The sequence below is a fragment of the Pseudomonas sp. HP_01 genome, from assembly GCF_055284355.1.
This window is the reverse complement of sequence record NZ_JBTOPV010000030.1, coordinates 1-20,183: the sequence shown is the minus strand read 5'-3', so window position 1 is coordinate 20,183 and position 20,183 is coordinate 1. Positions and strand designations below refer to the sequence as shown.

18 protein-coding genes are annotated in these 20,183 nt (G+C 58.7%); 3 read left to right on the top strand and 15 right to left on the bottom strand.

What is annotated here, in order from left to right:
* Nucleotides 1-2: 2 nt before the first annotated feature.
* The 5 genes from ACYAR8_RS16635 to ACYAR8_RS16615 form a co-directional block, all read right to left on the bottom strand.
* Nucleotides 3-1,178, bottom strand: a complete 1,176-nt coding sequence (locus tag ACYAR8_RS16635) for a DUF5924 family protein (RefSeq protein ID WP_463580462.1) — start codon at nt 1,176-1,178, stop codon at nt 3-5.
* Nucleotides 1,179-1,277: 99 nt separating this feature from the next.
* Nucleotides 1,278-2,660, bottom strand: coding sequence for a M16 family metallopeptidase (locus ACYAR8_RS16630; protein WP_074892467.1), 1,383 nt, complete (start codon nt 2,658-2,660; stop codon nt 1,278-1,280).
* A gap of 67 nt (nt 2,661-2,727) precedes the next feature.
* Nucleotides 2,728-4,371: a Na/Pi cotransporter family protein gene (locus ACYAR8_RS16625; RefSeq protein WP_108121303.1), complete on the bottom strand. Its 1,644-nt coding sequence runs from the start codon at nt 4,369-4,371 to the stop codon at nt 2,728-2,730.
* 262 nt (nt 4,372-4,633) lie between these two features.
* Nucleotides 4,634-5,401, bottom strand: coding sequence for a TerC family protein (locus ACYAR8_RS16620; RefSeq protein WP_108121304.1), 768 nt, complete (start codon nt 5,399-5,401; stop codon nt 4,634-4,636).
* A gap of 66 nt (nt 5,402-5,467) precedes the next feature.
* Nucleotides 5,468-6,775, bottom strand: a complete 1,308-nt coding sequence (locus ACYAR8_RS16615; protein ID WP_065987898.1) for a CitMHS family transporter — start codon at nt 6,773-6,775, stop codon at nt 5,468-5,470.
* Between the two features lie 322 nt (nt 6,776-7,097).
* Here ACYAR8_RS16615 and ACYAR8_RS16610 point away from each other — a divergent pair, with 322 nt between their 5' ends.
* Nucleotides 7,098-7,499: a GFA family protein gene (locus ACYAR8_RS16610; RefSeq protein WP_108121305.1), complete on the top strand. Its 402-nt coding sequence runs from the start codon at nt 7,098-7,100 to the stop codon at nt 7,497-7,499.
* Nucleotides 7,500-7,529: 30 nt separating this feature from the next.
* Here ACYAR8_RS16610 and ACYAR8_RS16605 read toward each other — a convergent pair whose 3' ends face one another.
* The 10 genes from ACYAR8_RS16605 to ACYAR8_RS16560 all read right to left on the bottom strand — a co-directional run bounded on the left by ACYAR8_RS16605 (nt 7,530) and on the right by ACYAR8_RS16560 (nt 17,380).
* Nucleotides 7,530-9,491, bottom strand: coding sequence for a DUF7844 domain-containing protein (locus ACYAR8_RS16605; RefSeq protein WP_463580461.1), 1,962 nt, complete (start codon nt 9,489-9,491; stop codon nt 7,530-7,532).
* Nucleotides 9,488-9,808, bottom strand: a complete 321-nt coding sequence (locus ACYAR8_RS16600; RefSeq protein ID WP_037017155.1) for a DUF2388 domain-containing protein — start codon at nt 9,806-9,808, stop codon at nt 9,488-9,490. Before ACYAR8_RS16600 ends, ACYAR8_RS16605 begins: the two co-directional genes overlap by 4 nt.
* Nucleotides 9,809-9,845: 37 nt before the next feature.
* The gene (locus tag ACYAR8_RS16595) at nt 9,846-10,151 is read right to left on the bottom strand and encodes a DUF2388 domain-containing protein (RefSeq protein ID WP_108121307.1); all 306 of its coding nucleotides are present in this window, start codon (nt 10,149-10,151) and stop codon (nt 9,846-9,848) included.
* A gap of 116 nt (nt 10,152-10,267) precedes the next feature.
* Entirely contained in the window at nt 10,268-10,585 is a 318-nt protein-coding gene (locus ACYAR8_RS16590; protein WP_463580460.1) for a DUF2388 domain-containing protein, read from the bottom strand.
* Nucleotides 10,586-10,945: 360 nt separating this feature from the next.
* Nucleotides 10,946-11,161 carry a DUF1127 domain-containing protein gene (locus ACYAR8_RS16585; RefSeq protein WP_074892474.1) on the bottom strand — a complete coding sequence of 72 codons (216 nt, stop codon included), beginning with the start codon at nt 11,159-11,161 and terminating at the stop codon, nt 10,946-10,948.
* Between the two features lie 319 nt (nt 11,162-11,480).
* The gene (locus ACYAR8_RS16580; protein WP_463580459.1) at nt 11,481-12,974 is read right to left on the bottom strand and encodes an acetyl-CoA hydrolase/transferase family protein; all 1,494 of its coding nucleotides are present in this window, start codon (nt 12,972-12,974) and stop codon (nt 11,481-11,483) included.
* Between the two features lie 186 nt (nt 12,975-13,160).
* Entirely contained in the window at nt 13,161-14,606 is a 1,446-nt protein-coding gene (locus ACYAR8_RS16575) for an NAD(P)(+) transhydrogenase (Re/Si-specific) subunit beta (protein ID WP_108121309.1), read from the bottom strand.
* Complete coding sequence (locus ACYAR8_RS16570) at nt 14,606-14,926, bottom strand: NAD(P) transhydrogenase subunit alpha part 2 (protein WP_074892477.1); 321 nt, start codon at nt 14,924-14,926, stop codon at nt 14,606-14,608. Before ACYAR8_RS16570 ends, ACYAR8_RS16575 begins: the two co-directional genes overlap by 1 nt.
* Before the next feature lie 11 nt (nt 14,927-14,937).
* Nucleotides 14,938-16,059: a Re/Si-specific NAD(P)(+) transhydrogenase subunit alpha gene (locus tag ACYAR8_RS16565; RefSeq protein ID WP_463580458.1), complete on the bottom strand. Its 1,122-nt coding sequence runs from the start codon at nt 16,057-16,059 to the stop codon at nt 14,938-14,940.
* A 424-nt stretch (nt 16,060-16,483) separates the two neighbouring features.
* Complete coding sequence (locus ACYAR8_RS16560; protein WP_463580457.1) at nt 16,484-17,380, bottom strand: LysR family transcriptional regulator; 897 nt, start codon at nt 17,378-17,380, stop codon at nt 16,484-16,486.
* A gap of 172 nt (nt 17,381-17,552) precedes the next feature.
* On the opposite strand from ACYAR8_RS16560, the gene ACYAR8_RS16555 reads away from it, so the two are divergent.
* Nucleotides 17,553-18,734 (top strand): acyl-CoA dehydrogenase, encoded by a 1,182-nt coding sequence (locus tag ACYAR8_RS16555; RefSeq protein WP_108121312.1) that lies wholly within the window; start codon nt 17,553-17,555, stop codon nt 18,732-18,734.
* A gap of 10 nt (nt 18,735-18,744) precedes the next feature.
* On the top strand, nt 18,745-19,965 hold the full coding sequence (locus tag ACYAR8_RS16550) for a CaiB/BaiF CoA transferase family protein (protein ID WP_074892481.1): 1,221 nt from the start codon (nt 18,745-18,747) through the stop codon (nt 19,963-19,965).
* Nucleotides 19,966-20,183 lie beyond the last annotated feature (218 nt).

Below are 20,183 nucleotides of genomic sequence, written 5' to 3'. Positions count from 1 at the left end.
GCTTAGTTGTTTTTGGCCGGGTCAGAAGCGTTCTCGGCGGGTGCGCCGTCTGCAGGTTTTTTCGCCCCTGAATCATCCGGCTCCGCAGCGTCGGTGCCAGGCTTCAGGCCCGCCGGTTTGATCTTGTTGCGAGTGACGGCAGGCTGATCGCGCTCGGTGACGTCGAAGCGCAGCACACCAATCATCTGCCCGTCCTCGGTGAGCACCCTCACTTGCCATTTGCCGAGCACGTCCGGCGGAAAGTTCTGCTTGTGCGTCCAGGCCCGATAGCCTTCTTCACGACCACCTTTGATGTCTAGAGCAATCCGCTCTACTTCCTCGCCGTTGTGGCGCCACACGTGATAAATCCGCTCATTCAGACCGCGCGGGGCGTTGATCGATGTATAGGCGTAGAGCCCGGCGCTGCGCAGCTGGTTAACGCCGATTTCCTGAATGCTCTCGCCGGGTGTGCGATTTTGATTGTCGAAGCGCGTGCTGATCGCCGCCTCGGTCAGCCAGAGGGTCGCCGGCGGTACCCAGAATCGCGCCATCCAGCCCGCGCCGCCGATTGCCAGCGTCATGGCCACCACGCCGAGGCCGCGCTTCCAGCTGTTGATCGGATAGCCCGATGCCAGGCTCGGAAACGACAGCAGCATCGCAATGCCCAGCGCCAGCTTGTAGCTCTGGGCCGTGGTCAGGTGAACGATGATTGGCAGCGCCGTGAGCAGTGCAGCGAACAGCGTCAGGGTGTGCAGGGCCATGAACAGCCAGCGGCGCGGCGCCAGCCATTTGTAGTACAGAGGGTCGATGATCGAAATCAGACCTGCTGCGCCGAGCAACCCGGTGAACGCCAGCTGGCCGCTGTACCACGTGGTGGTGACGAAGAAGAACGGCAATACGAAAAACAGGCTTTCCTGATGGATCATCTGTGTGCCGTAGCGCAACAGAGGCTGCGGGATCTCGCGTTTAAACATCTTCGCGAACAGGGCGACGGCACTGTTTTCCACCATCAGCCAGATCCAGCTCACCAGCAGGACGACCGCAATCCAGGTCGCCAGCTTGGCTTGGCGATCCACCAGAATGAAGCTGCCGATGCCTGAGCAGAAACCGAAGAACGCAATCAGTCCGGGATAGCGCTTGATGAACTCAAGGGCGCGCTGTACCAGCGGGTTCTTAATGATTGCGTTAATGTCAGGCATCGTGGCGCGTCGCTCTTAGATATGGGTCTGGGTGTATAAAAAAAACAAAAATCGGACTGCGCCCACCGCGACGAAATCTTCGAACGCCTAACGCCTCGCTTACAACGGCCGCTTCTTGTAAATCCGCCATCGCCAGATAATCAGCAACGCCAACAGCGCCGTCAGCAGGCATCCGACGGCGTACAGCTCATCGTAGCTGAGCAGTGGCTCCTCGACGCGAAGATACCCGGGTTGCGCCAGCAGTTGACGCATCGCCTGATTGGCCAAGTCCAGGCTCACGCCACGGATTCGCTTGGCCGGATCCTGGAAGCGGCCATCGTCGTAATCATTCAGCGCACCCCAGTAATAGTCGGCCAGCGCGCTATTGCCTTGAACCGCCCACGCCTGCTTGGCAACGGACGCCTGTTGCAGCCGCGCAAAGGTGGCCGGGTCCATGCCCTCCTTGCGCAACCGCTGGAGCATTGAGCGCACCGCGGCAGTGGCCGAATCGACGTCTTCGCGGTTCAGATCAGCGTTGAGGCTGAGAAAACCCGTGTCCCCAAACGCTTCGCGATCGGCCCATGGTCCGTAGGAGTAACCCTTGTCCAGACGCAGTTCGCTGTACAGCGCCCAGTCCAGATAAGCCTTCACCAGATCCCAGGTCTCATCGTGCTGCTCGCCCATATCCGGCTCGGGGAACAGCAGATGCAGCTTCGCGCCATCACCCAATGCGCCGCGGATCAGCGTGCGCTCGGGATCGGCCTTCTCCGTCATCGAACGAAGGGGCGGATGTTCCGTCGGATCCACTGCATTCAACTGGCCGAAGGTGCGCTCCAGGTAGGCCGGCAGCAACTTGTCGAGGTCGCCCACGATGATCAGCGTCATGTTATTGGAGGCGTACCAGTTGTCGTGGATATTCTCGATCTGCTCCAGCGTGAGGTGATCGACCTCGGGCCGCTCCGGGCATTTAAGGCCGAGCTCCACGGCAAGCTGGCTGCTGGCGCCGTGGCCCAGGTCGCGTTTGTCCAGCCAGCGTTGCAAATGCGAATAATGGCCACCGTCTTCACGGGCGACGATGCGCTTGGCGGTGTCCAGATTCGCCTGATTGATTTGCGTATGGGTCAGTAGATTGAGCAGCAGGTCGAGCACCTTGCGTTGATTCTGCGCTGGCGCCTCAATGACGAAGGTGGTGTCGGTGTTGCTGGTGAACGCGTTCCACTCGCCGCCCAACGCCTGCATCTGCTGCTCAAGGCCGCCCTCACCGCTATTGTCGATCCCGCTGAAAAGCAAATGCTCAAGCAGGTGCGGCAGCTCTTTGTCTTCGCATTTGAAATCATCGAAGCCAATACCGACAACGAGACGAATAGACACGTGACCTTTGTCCGCAGGCTTGAGCAGCAATTGCAAACCGTTGGGCAGCACGTAGCCCTCGACCTGAAACCGGTCAAGGGCCACGGAAGAAAGGGATGTCAGAACCAAGCAAAAGAACAGCAGGCAACGCATAAAAACGGGCTTCCTTGCGGGCCGGTATGTGTAACAGACTTCGCAGCGGCCCCTGCGTTCACCACGATTATTCCGCATTGCCCTCGCTGGACAAGGCGCCTGTGTCGGTGGTTTCAAGGACCGCGTAGGCGCTGCTGCAGAACAGCGAGTTCAAGCGTTTCATGTCGGAGATCAACTCGAGGTGCAAGGAACTGGTCTCGATACTTTGCACGATCTTACGTTGCAGCCTGCTGACATGGGCATGGGCCAGGCGCCGCTCCTGTGCCCGAAAACGACGCTTCTCGCGCAACAACTGGCGCGCACTTTCCGGGTCGCCGCTCAGGAAAACCGACAGGCCAAGACGCAGATTCGCCATCAGTTGCTCATGCAGCCCGGAGAGTTCTTCCAGGCCGACATCGGAAAACGACCGCCGCTGCGACGTCTTCTGCTGCTGGACCTTGCGCAGCATGCGCTCGATCAGCCCGCTGGCCAGCTCCAGGTTGATCGCCAACTCGATAATCTCCGCCCAGCGGCGATTGTCCTGATCGCTGAGGTCATCGCGTGGCATCTGCGCCAGGTACAACTTGATGGCGTTGTAGAGCACCTCGACATCATCATTGAGTCGGCGCACTTCCTGAGTGACCGCCGTCTGGTTGCCTCGCAGCACCTCTTGCATGGCATTGAGCATGCTGTCGATCAGATCGCCCATGCGCAGGGTTTCGCGCACGGCATTGGCCAGCGCCAGGCTCGGCGTGGCGAGTGCGGTCAGGTCCAGATGGCGAGGCTTGGTCTGGCCGTTGATCTCCGCCTGCTGCGGCAGAATTGACGCGCACAGGCGCCCCATTGGCCCCACCGTCGGCAGCATGATCAGGCAGCGCAGGGAGTTGTAAATAACGTGAAAGCTGATGACCAGGCTCGAGGGGCTGACATTCAGCGTGTCCATCCAAGCCACCAGCGGCGTCAGCACCGGAGTGATCAGCAACAGGCCGATCAGTTTGTAGAGCAGGCTGCCCAGCGCCACTTGTCGACCGGCCACGTTTTGCATGCTGGTGCTGAGGAACGCCAACAGGCCGCTGCCGATGTTGGCGCCGATCACCAGACCGATCGCCACCGGCAGGCTGATGATTTCCGCGCCCGCGAGGGTCGCCGTCAGCAGCACGGCCGCGAGGCTTGAATAGGAGATCAGCGCGAACATGGCGCCGACCAATGCGTCGAGCAGCAGATCGCCCGTCAGTGACGCGAACAACACCTTCACCCCGGCCGCCTGAGTGATCGGCGCGGCAGCAGTGACGATCAGCTGCAAGGCGAGAATGATCAAGCCCAGACCGATACCGACACGACCCAATTGGCCGACACGGGTTTGTTTGCGCGACAGAAAGAAGACAACGCCCAGAAAGATCAGCAGCGGCGACAGCCACGACAGGTCGAACGTCAGGATTCGCGACATCACCGCAGTACCGACGTCGGCACCGAGCATGATGGCAAGCGCTGGCGTCAGACCCATCAAGCCCTGGCCGACGAAGGACGTCACCAGCATCGCCGTGGCGTTACTGCTTTGCACCACTGCGGTGACCAGTATCCCCGCGACAAAGGCTAGCGGGCGTTTGGACATGTTCTGGCCAATGACCCGGCGCAGCTGCGAGCCGTAGACACGCAGAATGCCGGTCCGAACGATGTGTGTGCCCCAGATCAACAGCGCGACGGCGGAAAGCAAATCGAGCAGGGTCAGCATACGGAGAGCCCCCTGTAGGTTGCCCATCGGGCAAAGTTAAAAGATCCAGCGTGTAGCGAGCGTAGGCGCTTGAGGTGCATCGAACAGCGCGCTCAACTAAAGCTTTAGTCGGCCTGCGGCCTTAATGCCAGCATGGCACAGCGGATTATTTCTTGAAACAAATCTGTCATAAATCAGGTGTTTGAAGCTGCAGCTTTGTGCTCTGCCAATAAAAAAACGGGGCATTTACAGCCCCGTTGTTTTGAAGTCTGTACGGCGGACGTTATTGACCGGGCACGTCCTTCCGAAGTTTCACCGGGTCCTGCATTGCACGCTTTTTAGCCATCGACGTGCGCATCTTGATGTTGATCGCTTCGACCGCCAGCGAGAACGCCATGGCGAAGTAAACGTAGCCCTTCGGCACATGCACATCGAACGACTCGGCAATCAGCACGGTACCGACGACGATCAGGAACGACAACGCCAGCATCTTCAGCGAAGGGTGCTTCTCGATGAAGTCGCTGATGACGCCCGCGCACAGCATCATGATCAGCACAGCCACGATGATCGCCGCGACCATCACCGGTACGTGGGAAACCATGCCGACGGCGGTGATGACCGAATCCAGCGAGAATACGATGTCGATGATTGCAATCTGAAGGATGGTGTACAGAAACATGCCGCCCTTGCCTTTCGGCTCGTCCAGCGTCTCTTCCTCGCCTTCCATGCCGTGGTAAATCTCTTGAGAGCTCTTCCACAACAGAAACAGACCACCGAAGAACAGGATCAGATCGCGTCCGGAAATGCCCTGGCCCCAGACCACGAACAGGTCGTCGGTCAGGCGCATGACCCAGGTGATCGACAGCAGCAGCAGAATCCGCGTCACCATCGCCAGCGCCAGACCGAAGATTCGGGTGCGCGGCTGCATCGCCTTGGGCATGCGGCTGACCAGGATCGAGATCATGATGATGTTGTCGATGCCCAGCACGATTTCCAGGGCAGTCAGCGTGAAGAAAGCAACCCAGATCTCAGGGTTGGTCAGCCATTCCATTACGTATTCCTTTAAGCGTTCGTATTCCCGCTGGCGCGGCGGCGCCAGAGGGAGCGTTGAGTTGCGTTATAGACTGCTGAAGAACGGGAAAATCCCCATCAGCAGTGCAGCGATCAGAATGCACACGCACACCAGCACGGCCCATTTAAGCGTAAAGCGCTGGTGATCACCGAACTCGATGCCCGCCAGTGCCACCAGCAGATACGTCGAAGGCACCAACGGACTCAACAGGTGGACGGGCTGGCCGACGATCGAGGCACGTGCCATTTCCACCGGGCTGATGCCGTAATGCGAAGCGGCTTCGGCCAATACCGGCAGCACGCCGTAGTAGAACGCATCGTTGGACATGAAGAAGGTGAACGGCATGCTGACAACCGCCGTGATCACGGCCAGGTAAGGGCCCATCGCGTCCGGGATCACGGCCAGCAGGCTCTTCGACATCGCGTCGACCATTCCGGTGCCGGACAGGATACCGGTAAAGATCCCCGCAGCAAAAATCAGTCCGACCACCGCCAGCACGCTGCCGGCGTGGGCCGCGACACGGTCTTTCTGCGCTTGCAGGCACGGGTAGTTGACGATCATCGCGATACTGAATGCGATCATGAACAGCACCGGCAGCGGCAGCAGGCCCATGATCAGCGCCACCATCAGCACCAGCGTCAGGGCGGCGTTGAACCAGATCAGTTTGGGACGACGGGCTTCAGGAAACTGCGAAACGCTGATGTCGCTGTGATCGACTTCGTCACCCGGCAGGTGCAGTTCACCCAGGCGCGCACGTTCACGTTTGCCGTAGAAGTAGGCGATCACCAGAATTGCCACGACGCCCGCCAGCATTGCCGGAATCATGGGCACGAAGATGTCGGATGGATCGACATGCAGGGCGCTCGCCGCACGCGCGGTCGGGCCGCCCCATGGCGTCATGTTCATCACGCCGCCGGCCAGAATGATCAAGCCGGCCATGATACGCGGGCTCATGCCCAGACGGCTGTACAGCGGCAGCATGGCGGCCACACAGATCATATACGTCGTGGCGCCGTCACCGTCCAGGGAGACAACCAGCGCCAGTACTGCCGTACCGACCGACACTTTGACCGGGTCGCCTTTTACCAGCTTGAGGATCTTGCGCACGGCCGGGTCGAACAGCCCGGAGTCGATCATCAGTGCGAAATAAAGAATGGCGAACATCAGCATCACGCCCGTTGGCGCAAGCTTGGTGATGCCCGCAAGCATCATTGGGCCGATTTCCGAGGCGAAGCCACCGAACAGGGCAAACACGATAGGAACGATGATCAAGGCAATGAGCGCTGAGAGGCGCTTGCTCATGATCAGGTACATGAAGGCGACGACCATGGCGAAGCCGAGGAAGGTCAACATAGCAATACTCCAGCGTTACGCGGCGGGGAACAGACGAGACGAATCGATCAGCTCAAGACGAGCGGCGCGTGGAGTCGGGGATTACGGAGGGGGTACTGCAGGGCACATGCAAGCATCGGGAATCACCTAATTGTTGTTGTAGACGGGCCGGAGAACGTCAAGCGCGTTCGTCCTGGCCGACCGGTCTTTCGCCGGCGGTAAGGTGATGCTAAACGGGGAAGCTTTCAGCCAGCTTTCGTTGCACTTCTCAAGTTGACGAGCGGGAATTTGAGTTATCCACCTCAGGATGCGGTCAGACCCATACACAATCGGGAGAGTCCTCATGAGTCAATTGCATAATGGCGGATGCCATTGCGGCAATCTGCGTTACCAGCTCGATGGCCCCGTTGATGACGTTGCCCACTGCCACTGTTCGATTTGTCGGCGCACGTCAGGCGGCATTGTGATGACCTGGACCAGCGTGCCGGTCGATGCTTTCAAATGGCTGGCGGGCAGCCCCACCACTTATGATTCGGGTGCGACGTGCGTAAGGTATTTCTGCAATAACTGTGGAGCGCAGGTCGCGCTGTTCAGCCGCAATAGCCCGGAGACCATGGATGTGACCATCGCCACCCTCGATCATCCGGAGCTGACGCCTGCCGATCGACACATCTGGACCGACAGCCGCCTGCCCTGGCTGCACCTCGACGAGCATCTGCCAAGCGAGCCTGGGGAAACTGCCTGAACTATCGCGGAGCGTTTAGCCGCGCAATGATCAAGGCAGCTCCAGCCCTCCCGCTGCCTTGTGCAACGCCCGAAGGTGCTCGCCGACCTGCTTGAGGTTGTCTTCGGTCGCAGCGATCTCGGCGGCACGGTCGGGATCGAGCAGCGCCCTCACCTCTTTGTCCAGGTCGCCGCTGAGCCGCTGCAGTTGTTTCTGCCGCTGACTGCTCTCGTCTTCCAGGCGCTTCCACTCGCCTTCCTGCGGCAGACCGTAGCCGCCGCTGCCGAGCAATTCTGCGGGACGACTCAGGAATCCGCTGTTGGCCAGAATGTCCTGCAGCGTGCCTGTCGCCCTGGAGACGCCGTTATCCTTTTGCTCCACGGCACTGAGGTAGCGCTGCTTGACCTCATCCTGCGCCAGCAATAACTGACGACGCAGCCCGGCCTGTTCCAGCAGCAGCATCGCCGCGCTGGTGCGTAGATCCGCCTGAGCGAAATAAGGGCGTCGCTCCTGGGGCGTCAGTGCCAGCCAGTCTTCCACCGTGGTTTGCTTGACACGGGTGGTCTTGCGCAGCACATCGAACATCGCCTGGTAACGGTCTCGGTACGAGTCGAAGCGGTAGCCCATGCGCAGCGCTTTCTTCGGATCGTCCAATACGCTGGTGTCTGCCAGTCCCCTGCCCTTCAGCACTTCCAGCAGCCCGTTGGGCATGATGCTGTCCAGCCCGACAAGCCGCGGATCGTCAGTGCCGCTGCGCAGTAGTTTCAGGTTTTCCACCGCGCAGTTATTGGACAGGAACCAGTAATCCCCGTCGTATGCCCAGTGCATCTCGGCGGCGTGTTGAACCAGGCCGTTGATCTCCTCACGGGACAGTTTCAGCGGGACCGAGGCCAGGCCGCGCAGTTCGGTCTTGGTGTACTCATCGATGACCTGACCCAGCGGCAGGACAAACAGGCGCGACGGATATTTGCCGGTCAAGCCGCTCCAGCTGGACAGCTGCAGGTCGTTGACAAAGGCGCGGTACGACAGCACCAGGTGCTGATCCAGGTCCAGCCGGCAGTCGGGGCCACGCGGGCGACCGGGCTTGCAGATCACCAGCCGCAGCATGCTATGGCCCCAACGGCTCGCCAGATTCTGGTTGGCCTCGGCCAGCAGGTAATCGACTTCGTAAACCCGCTCGGGGTCGAGCTTGCCCAGCGGCTCCCGGGCAAAGTCGTTACCTGCGTTGAGATAAGGATAGGACGTCGGGCACTGATCCTTCCTCGCTGGCGCCCAGTTGAACCGGGCCTTGTAATAGTCGTACAGCGCTGGACGGCGGCAGGCGTAAGCGGGATCGAGGAGGAAGTACTCCATGTTCACCGCAACGAATTCCAGCGGGCTGCTGATTTCGTAGATGTCCGGACTGCGCGCGACCTGGCCGTTGCGCTCTTCCCTGTCACCGCGGCGGCCGACGTATTGCGGCCAGCCGGCCAGATCCAGAAGGCGCGGATCATCACTCAACGTGAAGCGTCGGTCGGTTTGCCCCCGGCAGCTGTCACGCAGGCCTACTTTGCCCACGCTCTTGCCCTGTCGGGCACAAGCGACAATCAGCCTCCGGTCTTCAGGGGACCAGAGCTGCGCGTGATCATAGATATGGGTCAGCTCATGCAGAACCGTGGCGAGCATTTCCTCGCGCACGGTGCCGTGAGGACGATTGGTTCGGGTCGTTGCGGCGCTGCCATCGGTCAGGCCTGCGAGCAGGTGCTCATTCAGGTCCAGACGGTACGGACCGTCTGCACGACCGTAGGCATTGGACGGCATGTCGTCGGTCCAATGCACTTCGACCTTTCTATCAAGCTTGCTGACAAACAATGGCGGCAGGTGCGCCATGGCTTCGTCGAGCAATGTCTGGCTGGCCTTTTGTTGAGCAGGACTGAGCCCGTCGGTATGCAGCGACAGGCTGAGGTCGGCGAAGGCGTTCGTGCAAATCAGCGAGAGCGCCGACGTCAGCAGCCAGACAGCGAGGCGTTTCACAGTGCGAGGATGGCCTCGGCGAGGTCCTGGTCACTGGCGTTGCGGGCTTCAGGCAGGCGATCGCGCAATGTGATGAAAGCTGCGTCGAGCAGTGCGCCATGGATATCGCCGTTACTGGCAACATAACTGGCGGCATCGTCACGGGCTTCAAGCACGAGTTTCCAGTTGCGCACGGATGAAGTGGTGTCTGAGGTGAAATCGATGCTGCGGCCGAGGGCGCGAACGACGATGTTACTGGTGGCCTTCAGGGTTTGTGCCTGTGCCATGTCAGTCAGCAAGAGCAGGCCGAGGGCGGCAGCGATCAACGGGGTACGCATGGAACGTCTCCAAAATACGGAAGTTACAAAAAAGTGACTATTGGACGAGGATTGCCTGCGCCAGTTCAAGGTCGCTTGCATGAAGTTTTGGACGGGATTGACGCAGGTACTCAATCGCCGACTCCAGCCGTGCTCCTCGCAGTTGGCCGTCACTGGCGACAAACACTGCAGCATCATCCTGGGCGGCAATTATCAACTTGCTATCGAAAGGCCCTGTCGTCACCTGGCTGGTGGCGTATCCGGTTTTGACCAGGCTTTGTGTGGTCACATCGAACGCCAGAACCTGAGTGGAAACACTCAAGGTGGCGGTGACGGCAAGCACTAGGCGAGACAACGATTGCATGGCTATTCAGGGCTGTTCAGGTTTAGCGATACGAGTCGCAAGGCTAGCGCAACACCCGGGCCAGAGCCAGAGCAAAGGCCCAGGCGCGCCCTGGATAAACCTGTCGCGATACTGAATCAGATGGCAAGAATCGCTTGTGCGAGTTGCGCGTCCGACGCTTGCAGGCCAGGTGCAACCTCGCGAATGTGTTGCAGGGCGCCCTGAAGCTTCACACCACGGATCTCGCCTTCGCTGGCAACGAAGCTTGCTGCGTCGTCGCGGGCGGCCAGAACGATCTTGTCGTCATGGAAGGAGGAGGAGATTTTAGACGTGGCATTGGAAGAAGCATCTAGCGCACGGACGATGGTGTCAGTTGTAACGACGAAACTGGAAGCCTGGGCTCCGGTGGCAGCAACGATCAGCAAAGCGGCACTCAACAGACGAACACGAGACATATAGGCACTCCAAAGTAACGGGATTCGAAAACCACTGACGCTTAAATCGGAAGCTCAGCGATAGCTGTCTCGCGAGTGCGTGGTCACGGTAGCCGAAGATTAGCTTATAAGCGGTCGCGCGAGCCATCCCGGCCTTGTGCAGGTCGCAACATTGCGATGCACACTTGCTACAAATGCCCCGGAGTTATTGCTCTGTATAGGTGTTTAAACAGATTTATTAAACTGTACTGGTCAGCGCTTACCAGGCTTTGTTTCCGGCTGAAACGACAAAACCCGTCAGCAGTGACCTGCTGACGGGTTTTGTTTGAACAATTCGGGTTGCTGGTGAGAGGCGCGTAGCCTGGACCAGCAGACGCTAAATTAGCGCCAGAACGGCTTGCTCAGCTCTTCGTAACGCTGGGATTCGCTGATACCGGCGTCAGCCAGCAAGCGTGCATCCAGACGAGCCAGTTGATGGCGGCTGGACAGACGACGCTGCCAGAGCATCAGATTGGCGAACATGCGCAGCGGCAACGAGGCTTGTGCGGTTTTTGCGGTTTCTTCGTAGAACAGTTCGGAACTGACGGTGCGTTCCATGATGCTTCTTCCTTCCGCTTGTGGCGGGATTAGAGAGTGACTTGATTGGTGACAATATTCCTCTCATTGCCCTTCTCTCTCTAGACACAGTTCATTTGTATTGTGCTGCTCCAGTTAACTGTTAAACACCACTGTTTTGTTCGGAAGCGGGGCAACTGTACGGGTCTGCACCAGAAGTGTGCTTTTTGGATGCTTAGAGGGTGGATTTCCGGTGCTGCCCAGGAAAAATCACCCATACAGCAGTACAGTTTTTGCAGGATTTGCGTTCACCGCTCGAACTGTGACGACGAAAGGTCGCCGCCACTGACAAACTGTGCTTTCAGATCGCCAACATGCGACCCGTTTCTTCCAGGTTGAGGTGCCAACTCAGTGCATCCCGCAGAACATGTGGGGTGTGACCGCCAATTGCGCAGGCCCGGCGGAAGTAGTCATTCAGCGCCTCGCGATACGCCGGGTGCACGCAGTTGTCGATGATGACCCGGGCGCGTTCGCGGGGTGCCAGACCTCGCAGGTCTGCCAATCCGATCTCTGTCACCAGGATGTCGACGTCGTGTTCGGTGTGATCTACATGGCTGACCATGGGCACAACACTCGAGATCGCCCCGGCTTTGGCAATCGACTTGGTCACGAAAATGGCGAGATGGGCGTTACGCGCGAAATCCCCCGATCCCCCGATCCCGTTCATCATCCGCGTGCCACCCACGTGGGTGGAATTGACGTTCCCGTACAGGTCGAATTCCAGGGCAGTGTTAATGCCGATGATGCCCAGCCGGCGTACGACCTCCGGATGGTTAGAGATCTCCTGAGGCCGCAATAACAGTCTGGATCTGTACTGCTCAAGGTTGTCATAGACCGCGGCATGCTTACGCTCGGACAGCGTCATGGAACAGCCCGAAGCAAAATCCAGCTTCCCCGCCTCGAACAGATCGAACGTCGAGTCCTGTAGCACTTCCGAATACATGGTCATGCCGTGAAAAGGTGAATCGATCAGCCCCGTCATGACGGCATTGGCGATCGTGCCTACCCCCGCCTGCAGCGGCATGAGCTGGTTGGTGAGTCGGTTCAGTCGCACTTCATTCTTGAAGAACTCGACAAGGTGGCCTGCGATGGCCTGAGTGTCTGTGTCTGCCGGCAATACAGTCGACGGCGAGTCGGGTTGATTGCTGATCACGATGCCGACGATCTTGGCCGGATCGATCTTCACGGCCTGGCTACCAATTCGGGTATCGGTCTTGAGCACCGGGATCGGCAGGCGCGTTGGCCGGTAAGTGGGTATATAGATGTCATGCAACCCCTCGAGCTCCAAGGGCTGGGCGAGGTTGATCTCGATGATCACGTGTTCCGCAAGAATGGCGAAGCTCGCCGAGTTGCCGACTGACGTGCTGAGCACCAGGTGCCCTTCTTCGGTGATTGCCACACATTCAATCACGGCGATATCCACTGCCTTGATCTGGCGATTGCGCAACTGCTCGACGGTGTCCGACAAGTGTTGATCGATGAACATCACAGTGCCGTCGTTGATGGCCTTGCGCAGGGTGCTGTCGACCTGAAACGGCATGCGGCGGGAGAGCACGCCAGCTTCCGTCAGTTGCTTGTCCAGATCATTTCCCAGGCTGGCGCCGGTCATCAGGCTGATCTTCAACGGTGTGGTCTTGGCTCGATCGGCCAGCGCCTGGGGCACGGCTTTGGCTTCCCCGGCGCGGGTGAAGCCGCTCATGCCGACGGTCATGCCGTCCTTGATCAAGGAAGCGGCGTCGGACGCACTCATTATCTTGCTCATCAGTGAGGGCAGACGGATTCGTTCACGGTGCATGGTGTTTAATCTCATGACAAAGATGCGTGAGCGAAGTCTAGAGATTTGAGGTTTGTTCGTCCCGCTACCAAGGTCGCAATAAAGGCTCTAATTAGCGCCTCTGCGCGAGAAACACTTTTACCCGGGGTGTAAAAAACCCTCGGCCATCACCTGCGCCGAGGGTTGTTTTATCGCGGGTTGCAACCGTTATTCGATCGCTTTGACCATGTCTTCAATGACCTTTTTGGCGTCACCAAAGACCATCATGGTTTTGTCCAGATAGAACAGTTCGTTATCCAGGCCTGCATAGCCGCTGGCCATGGAGCGCTTGTTGACGATGATGGTCTTGGCCTTGTACGCCTCAAGAATTGGCATGCCGGCAATTGGCGACTTGGGATCGTTCTTGGCCGCCGGATTGACCACATCGTTGGCGCCTAACACCAGGACGACGTCCGCCTGACCGAATTCGGAGTTGATGTCCTCCATCTCGAACACCTGATCGTAAGGCACCTCGGCCTCCGCCAGCAGCACGTTCATATGCCCCGGCATCCGACCGGCCACCGGGTGGATCGCGTACTTCACCGTGACGCCTGCGTGGGTCAGCTTTTCGGTCAGCTCTTTAAGCGCGTGTTGCGCTCGAGCGACCGCCAGCCCGTAGCCGGGCACTATGATCACGGTATCAGCGTTGGTCAGCAGGAAAGTCGCGTCGTCAGCCGATCCCGATTTGACCGGGCGGGCTTCTTGGGTGCCGCTCGCAGTACCGGCATCCGTTGCGCCACCGAAGCCGCCACCAATCACGTTGAAGAACGAGCGGTTCATCGCTTTGCACATGATGTACGACAGAATCGCGCCGGAAGAGCCGACCAGGGAGCCGGCGATGATCAGCATCGAGTTGTTCAGCGAGAAGCCAATACCCGCCGCCGCCCAGCCCGAATAACTGTTGAGCATCGACACCACGACCGGCATGTCTGCGCCGCCAATCGGAATAATCAGCAGCACGCCAATCACGAACGCCAGGATCAGCATGACGCTGAACGCGAACAGGCTGCCCGTCAGCATGAACGTGATACCGAACAGCAGTGTCGCCAGACCCAGAGTCAGATTGAGCTTGTGCTGACCGGCAAACTGCACCGGTGCGCCCTGGAACAGGCGGAATTTGTATTTGCCGGACAATTTGCCGAACGCGATGACCGAACCTGAGAACGTGATCGCCCCGATCGCCGCGCCAAGGAACAACTCCAGACGGTTGCCCGCTGGAATCGGATCACCCAAGTGGTGAACGATGCCGAGCGACTGTGGTTCGACGACGGCAGCGATGGCGATGAATACGGCTGCCAGACCAATCATGCTGTGCATGAAGGCGACCAGTTCCGGCATCTTGGTCATTTCGACGCGCTTGGCCATGATCGAGCCGGCAGTGCCGCCGACCAGCAAACCGATCAGGATATAACCAATGCCTGCGCTGGCACCGTCTGTAGACAGCGCGGCCAGTTTGAAGACCAGTCCGATCGTAGTCAGAACAGCCAGACCCATGCCGAGCATGCCGAACAGGTTGCCTCGACGCGATGTGGTCGGGTGAGACAAGCCCTTTAGCGCCTGGATGAAACAGATTGCTGAAACGAGGTACAGCAATGTGACGAGGTTCATGCTCATTACTTGGCTACCTCGTCTTTAACCTTGGGCGCTTTCTTTTTGAACATCTCCAGCATGCGCCGGGTGACCAGAAAACCGCCGAAAACGTTAACGGCGGCCAGCGCGACCGCCAGCGTGCCCATGGTTTTGCCCAGTGGCGTTACTGTCAGCGCTGCGGCCAGCATGGCGCCGACGATGACGATGGCCGAGATAGCGTTGGTGACCGCCATCAACGGGGTGTGCAGCGCAGGCGTCACGTTCCAGACCACGTGGTAGCCGACATAAATGGCCAGCACGAAAATGATCAGGTTGTAGATACCGGGTGAGATGAACTCTTCCATTATTTTTATCCTCAGCCGTTCTTGCGGATGACTTGGCCATCGCGGCACATAAGGCACGCGGCAACGATGTCGTCTTCGAGGTTGATCTGGAACTGTCCTTCCTGGTTGAAGAGCAGCTTCATGAAGTCCAGCAGATTGCGCGCATAAAGAGCAGATGCATCCGCCGCGACCATGGCAGGCAGGTTCGTGTGGCCGACGATGGTCACCCCGTGCTCGACCACCACTTGGTCTGCCACCGTCAGCGGACAGTTGCCGCCCTGCGCTGCAGCCAGATCGATTACCACCGAACCGGGCTTCATCTGTGCAACTGTTTCAGCGCTCAACAGCACTGGCGCTTTGCGACCGGGGATCAGCGCCGTTGTAATGACGATGTCCGCCTGCCTGGCGCGCTCATGCACGGCCACTGCCTGACGCTGCATCCAGCTGGCCGGCATCGGGCGGGCGTAACCGCCGACGCCCACGGCAGCCTCGCGCTCCTCGTCGGTCTCGTATGGCACGTCAACGAACTTGGCCCCCAGCGATTCGATCTGCTCCTTGACGGCCGGACGTACGTCGGAAGCCTCAATGACCGCACCCAGACGTTTGGCAGTGGCGATGGCCTGCAGCCCCGCAACGCCCGCGCCGAGAATCAGCACGCGCGCTGCTTTCACCGTACCGGCCGCTGTCATCAGCATGGGCATGAAGCGTGGGTAGTGATGCGCCGCCAACAGGACAGACTTATAGCCGGCAATGTTGGCTTGGGAAGACAGTACGTCAAGGCTTTGCGCGCGCGAGGTGCGTGGCGCCGCTTCGAGGGCAAAGGCGGTGATCCCGCGCTCGGCCAGCCTGGTGATCATGTCGTTATTGAAAGGGTTGAGCATCCCGACAACCACTGCGCCGCTTTTGATCAGCGGGAGCTCAGCGTCGCTGGGAGCGGAGACCTTGAGAATGAGTTCGGCACCGAATGCATCGGCGGCGCTGCCCACCAAGGCGCCTGCTGCCTCATAAGCACTGTCGGTCACGCTCGCTGCAAGGCCCGCGCCGTTCTGAACAGTCACTGTGTGGCCTTGGGCGATGAGTTTTTTGATGGTCTCGGGAGTGGCGGCGACCCGGGTTTCACCAAGCTGGGTTTCGAGGGGGACTCCAATGTGCACGTCAAATCTCCTGCGTGATCTTATTGTCTTTAATGAGGCCAGCGCGCTACGGCCCGAGGGCTGGAATTGCGATCACTACGCCCGTTAAAGCAGCCGGGCGCGGCATTTTGCAGGGGATGCCAGAGGCCTTCAAGGGTTTCTGTAACTGAACGAAAAATGTACTACAAGTCATCCTGTGACCGATTGACGCACTAATTAGCACAACGTATTGATCTGTATGGCATTTAATGAATTTAAGGCGCTGGGCGCTTCTCAATCGATGAGGTACGAGTACCAGCCGAAATCAGGCTGTAGGGCGCTATTTGTATGACTATTGGGTGTTTAGACCAAATAAGTTGGGTGTGTCATAAATGCGACAAATCAAGATATCTGTAGGTTTTAAAGTAAGCGGACTACAGAAAAGTATGGGGGTTGTGAAGGGCTCTCAAGGCAACGAATAGGTCCCGGCCTGCTGGATAAGCCAGTCGCGAAACGCTTTCAGGGAGGCCGATTCCGTTTTACGCTCCGGAATCATCAAGTAATACGCCTTAGCGCTTGAAAGCTGGTGCGGATTGGCAATCACCAGTCGTTTTTCGGCCAATTCACGCTGAATAAGAAATGGCGGGATCAGCGCCACACCCATGTCGTGCATGGCGGCCTGCGCAAGCATGGAGAATAGCTCGTAACGCGGCCCCGTCATGTCGCGTGCCACGCCCATGTCCAGCGAGTTGAACCACTGCCGCCAGGCGTAGGGCCGAGTGGTCTGTTGAAGCAGCGGCATCTCGGCCAGGTCTTGAGCGCTGATGCTATGCCGTTCCCCGAGCAATGCGGGGCTGCAGACAGGCATCGGGTTTTCGCCCATTAGTTTGTGGGATTCGGTACCGGACCAATCAGCATCGCCAAAGTAGATCGCTGCGTCGAATTCGGTATCCGCGAACAGAAAGGGGCGCGTGCGGTTGGTCAGGTTAATAGTGACGTCAGGGTGTTTCTTCTGAAAATCTTTAAGGCGCGGAAGTAGCCATTGCGTGCCGAATGTAGGCACCACCGCAAGTTCGATCACATTGACGCCCTGATGACCCATCACTGACAGCGTGTCGCGCTCAACGGCATCGAGTTGGGTGGCGATGCGCCGGCTGTAGGAAAGGCCCGCTTCAGTAAGCTTCAAACCCCGTCGCGAGCGTCGGAATAGGCTGACATTCAAGAACTCTTCCAGGCTCGCGATCTGACGGCAGATCGCGCTCTGGGTCAGGGAAAGCTCCTCGGCCGCCTTGGTGAAGCTCTCGTGTCGCGCGGCTGCCTCGAAGCTTATCAGCGCAGCGGTGCTTGGGATTTTACGACGCATGTACCTTTGCCTCACTTAGAAGGGTGGGCCGAGTGCTGCCTAGCGGATTTCGGAGTGAGAAATTAGCACAAGATGATGCGAAATCGTCGTTTGCTCCGTTAAGGCTTCACGCCTAGGCTCGCTTCATTACTTTACCGGCAGGTCCGGAAGCGCATTTGGTGAGGAGAGAATCATGAGCGGCAAGGCAAGTTTCAGTTGGATCGACCCCCTGTTGCTGGACCAGCAACTCACCGAAGAAGAGCGCATGGTCCGCGACAGCGCCGAGCAGTTCGCCAACGACAAGCTGGCGCCGCGCGTGCTTGAAGCCTTCCGGCATGAAAAGACAGACCCGGCGATCTTTCGCGAGATGGGTGAGATAGGTCTACTCGGTGCCACGATCCCGGAGCAGTACGGCGGTAGCGGTCTGAACTATGTGTGTTACGGCTTGATCGCTCGCGAAGTCGAGCGCGTCGATTCCGGTTATCGCTCGATGATGAGCGTGCAGTCCTCCCTGGTCATGGTGCCTATCAACGAATTCGGCACCGAAGCGCAAAAACAGAAGTACCTGCCAAAGCTCGCGTCCGGAGAATGGATTGGTTGCTTCGGCCTGACCGAACCCAATCATGGTTCGGATCCGGGCGCGATGATCACCCGTGCGCGGAGCGTCGAAGGCGGCTATCGTCTCACCGGCAGCAAAATGTGGATCACTAACAGCCCGATCGCTGACGTGTTCGTTGTCTGGGCCAAGGATGACGCTGGGGACATCCGTGGCTTTGTGCTGGAAAAAGGCTGGCAAGGCCTGACTGCTCCGGCGATTCACGGCAAGGTCGGCCTTCGCGCCTCGATCACAGGCGAGATCGTGATGGACAACGTGTTTGTGCCGGAAGAGAACATCTTCCCGGACGTCCGAGGTCTAAAAGGGCCTTTCACGTGCCTGAACTCCGCACGCTATGGCATCTCCTGGGGCGCCTTGGGGGCCGCCGAGTTTTGCTGGCACACCGCGCGTCAATACACGCTGGACCGTCAACAGTTCGGCCGTCCGCTCGCAGCCAATCAGTTGATCCAGAAAAAGCTCGCTGATATGCAGACCGAGATCACGTTGGCGCTCCAAGGCTGCCTGCGTCTTGGCCGAATGAAAGACGAGGGTACTGCTGCGGTCGAAATCACCTCCATCATGAAACGCAACTCCTGCGGCAAGTCCCTGGACATCGCGCGTATGGCGCGTGACATGCTGGGCGGTAACGGTATTTCTGATGAGTTCGGTATCGCCAGGCATCTGGTCAACCTGGAAGTGGTGAATACCTATGAAGGTACTCATGACGTCCATGCGCTCATCCTGGGTCGCGCGCAGACCGGCATTCAGGCCTTCTACTAAGGAGCCTGCCATGGGCGCGTTATCTCATCTGCGTGTGCTGGACTTGTCTCGGGTTCTTGCCGGGCCTTGGGCGGGGCAAATTCTGGCTGACCTGGGTGCGGAGGTGATTAAGATCGAGCGCCCCGGCAATGGCGACGACACACGCGCATGGGGCCCCCCCTTTCTGAAGGATCCGCGCGGAGAAAATACGTCCGAAGCTGCGTACTACCTTTCGGCCAACCGCAACAAGCAGTCAGTCACCATAGATTTCACTCAGCCTGAAGGGCAGAGGTTGGTTCGCGAGCTGGCGGCTCGGTCCGATATCGTCATCGAGAACTTTAAGGTTGGCGGGCTGAAGGCCTACGGCCTGGACTACGAATCGCTGCAGTTGGAAAACCCAAGGCTCATCTATTGCTCGATCACCGGGTTCGGTCAGACGGGGCCATACGCCAAGCGAGCAGGTTACGACTTTATGATTCAGGGGCTCGGTGGACTCATGAGTCTTACCGGTCGTCCCGAGGGGGAAGATGGTGCCGGCCCGGTCAAGGTAGGCGTGGCCCTGACGGATATTCTGACAGGGCTGTATTCGACTTCTGCGATTCTCGCTGCTCTGGCGCACCGGGACCAGGGAGGGCCCGGACAGCATATCGATATGGCCTTGCTGGATGTACAGGTCGCCTGCTTGGCGAATCAGGCAATGAATTACCTGACGACAGGCGTCTCGCCAAGGAGATTGGGTAATGCTCACCCGAATATCGTGCCCTACCAGGATTTCCCTACTGCCGATGGCGATTTCATTCTCACGGTAGGCAACGACAACCAATTCCGGAAATTTGCGGAAGTGGCCGGGCAACCGCAGTGGGCCAGCGATCCGCGGTTTGCGACTAACAAGCAGCGCGTGGCGCATCGTGCCGAGTTGATCCCGCTGATTCGGCAGGCCACCGTCTTCAAGACAACTGCCGAGTGGGTCACGGCATTGGAGGTTGCGGGCGTTCCGTGTGGGCCTATTAACGATGTCGCCCAGGTGTTCGCAGATCCGCAGGTGCAGTTCCGCGGCTTGCAGGTGGACTTGCCGCATGCGTTGGGCGGAACGGTTCCTCAAGTCGCCAGCCCTATCCGTTTATCAGCGACGCCTGTTGAATATCGGCGTGCGCCGCCGTTGTTGGGAGAGCATACGTTGGAGGTTCTCACCGGCGTATTGGGCTTATCAGACGCTGACGTAATGACGCTGCGTGAAGCGGGTGTTCTTTAGAGGCTTATTCTCTCGCGGGTGTGATCGCATGGTCTCTATATAAACAGAAGGGAAGTATAGGATTTCATTGGAGTTTTAGCTTTTTCGCTAAAAGTTCAAATTAGGTGTTGACGCCCCTCTGGATCTGTCTATAATTCGCCCCACTTCCGGCGCAGACGAAACGGAAAACTCCTTGATAATCAAAGAGTTGGACGAAGTAAGCAGCGAGGAATGCTTCG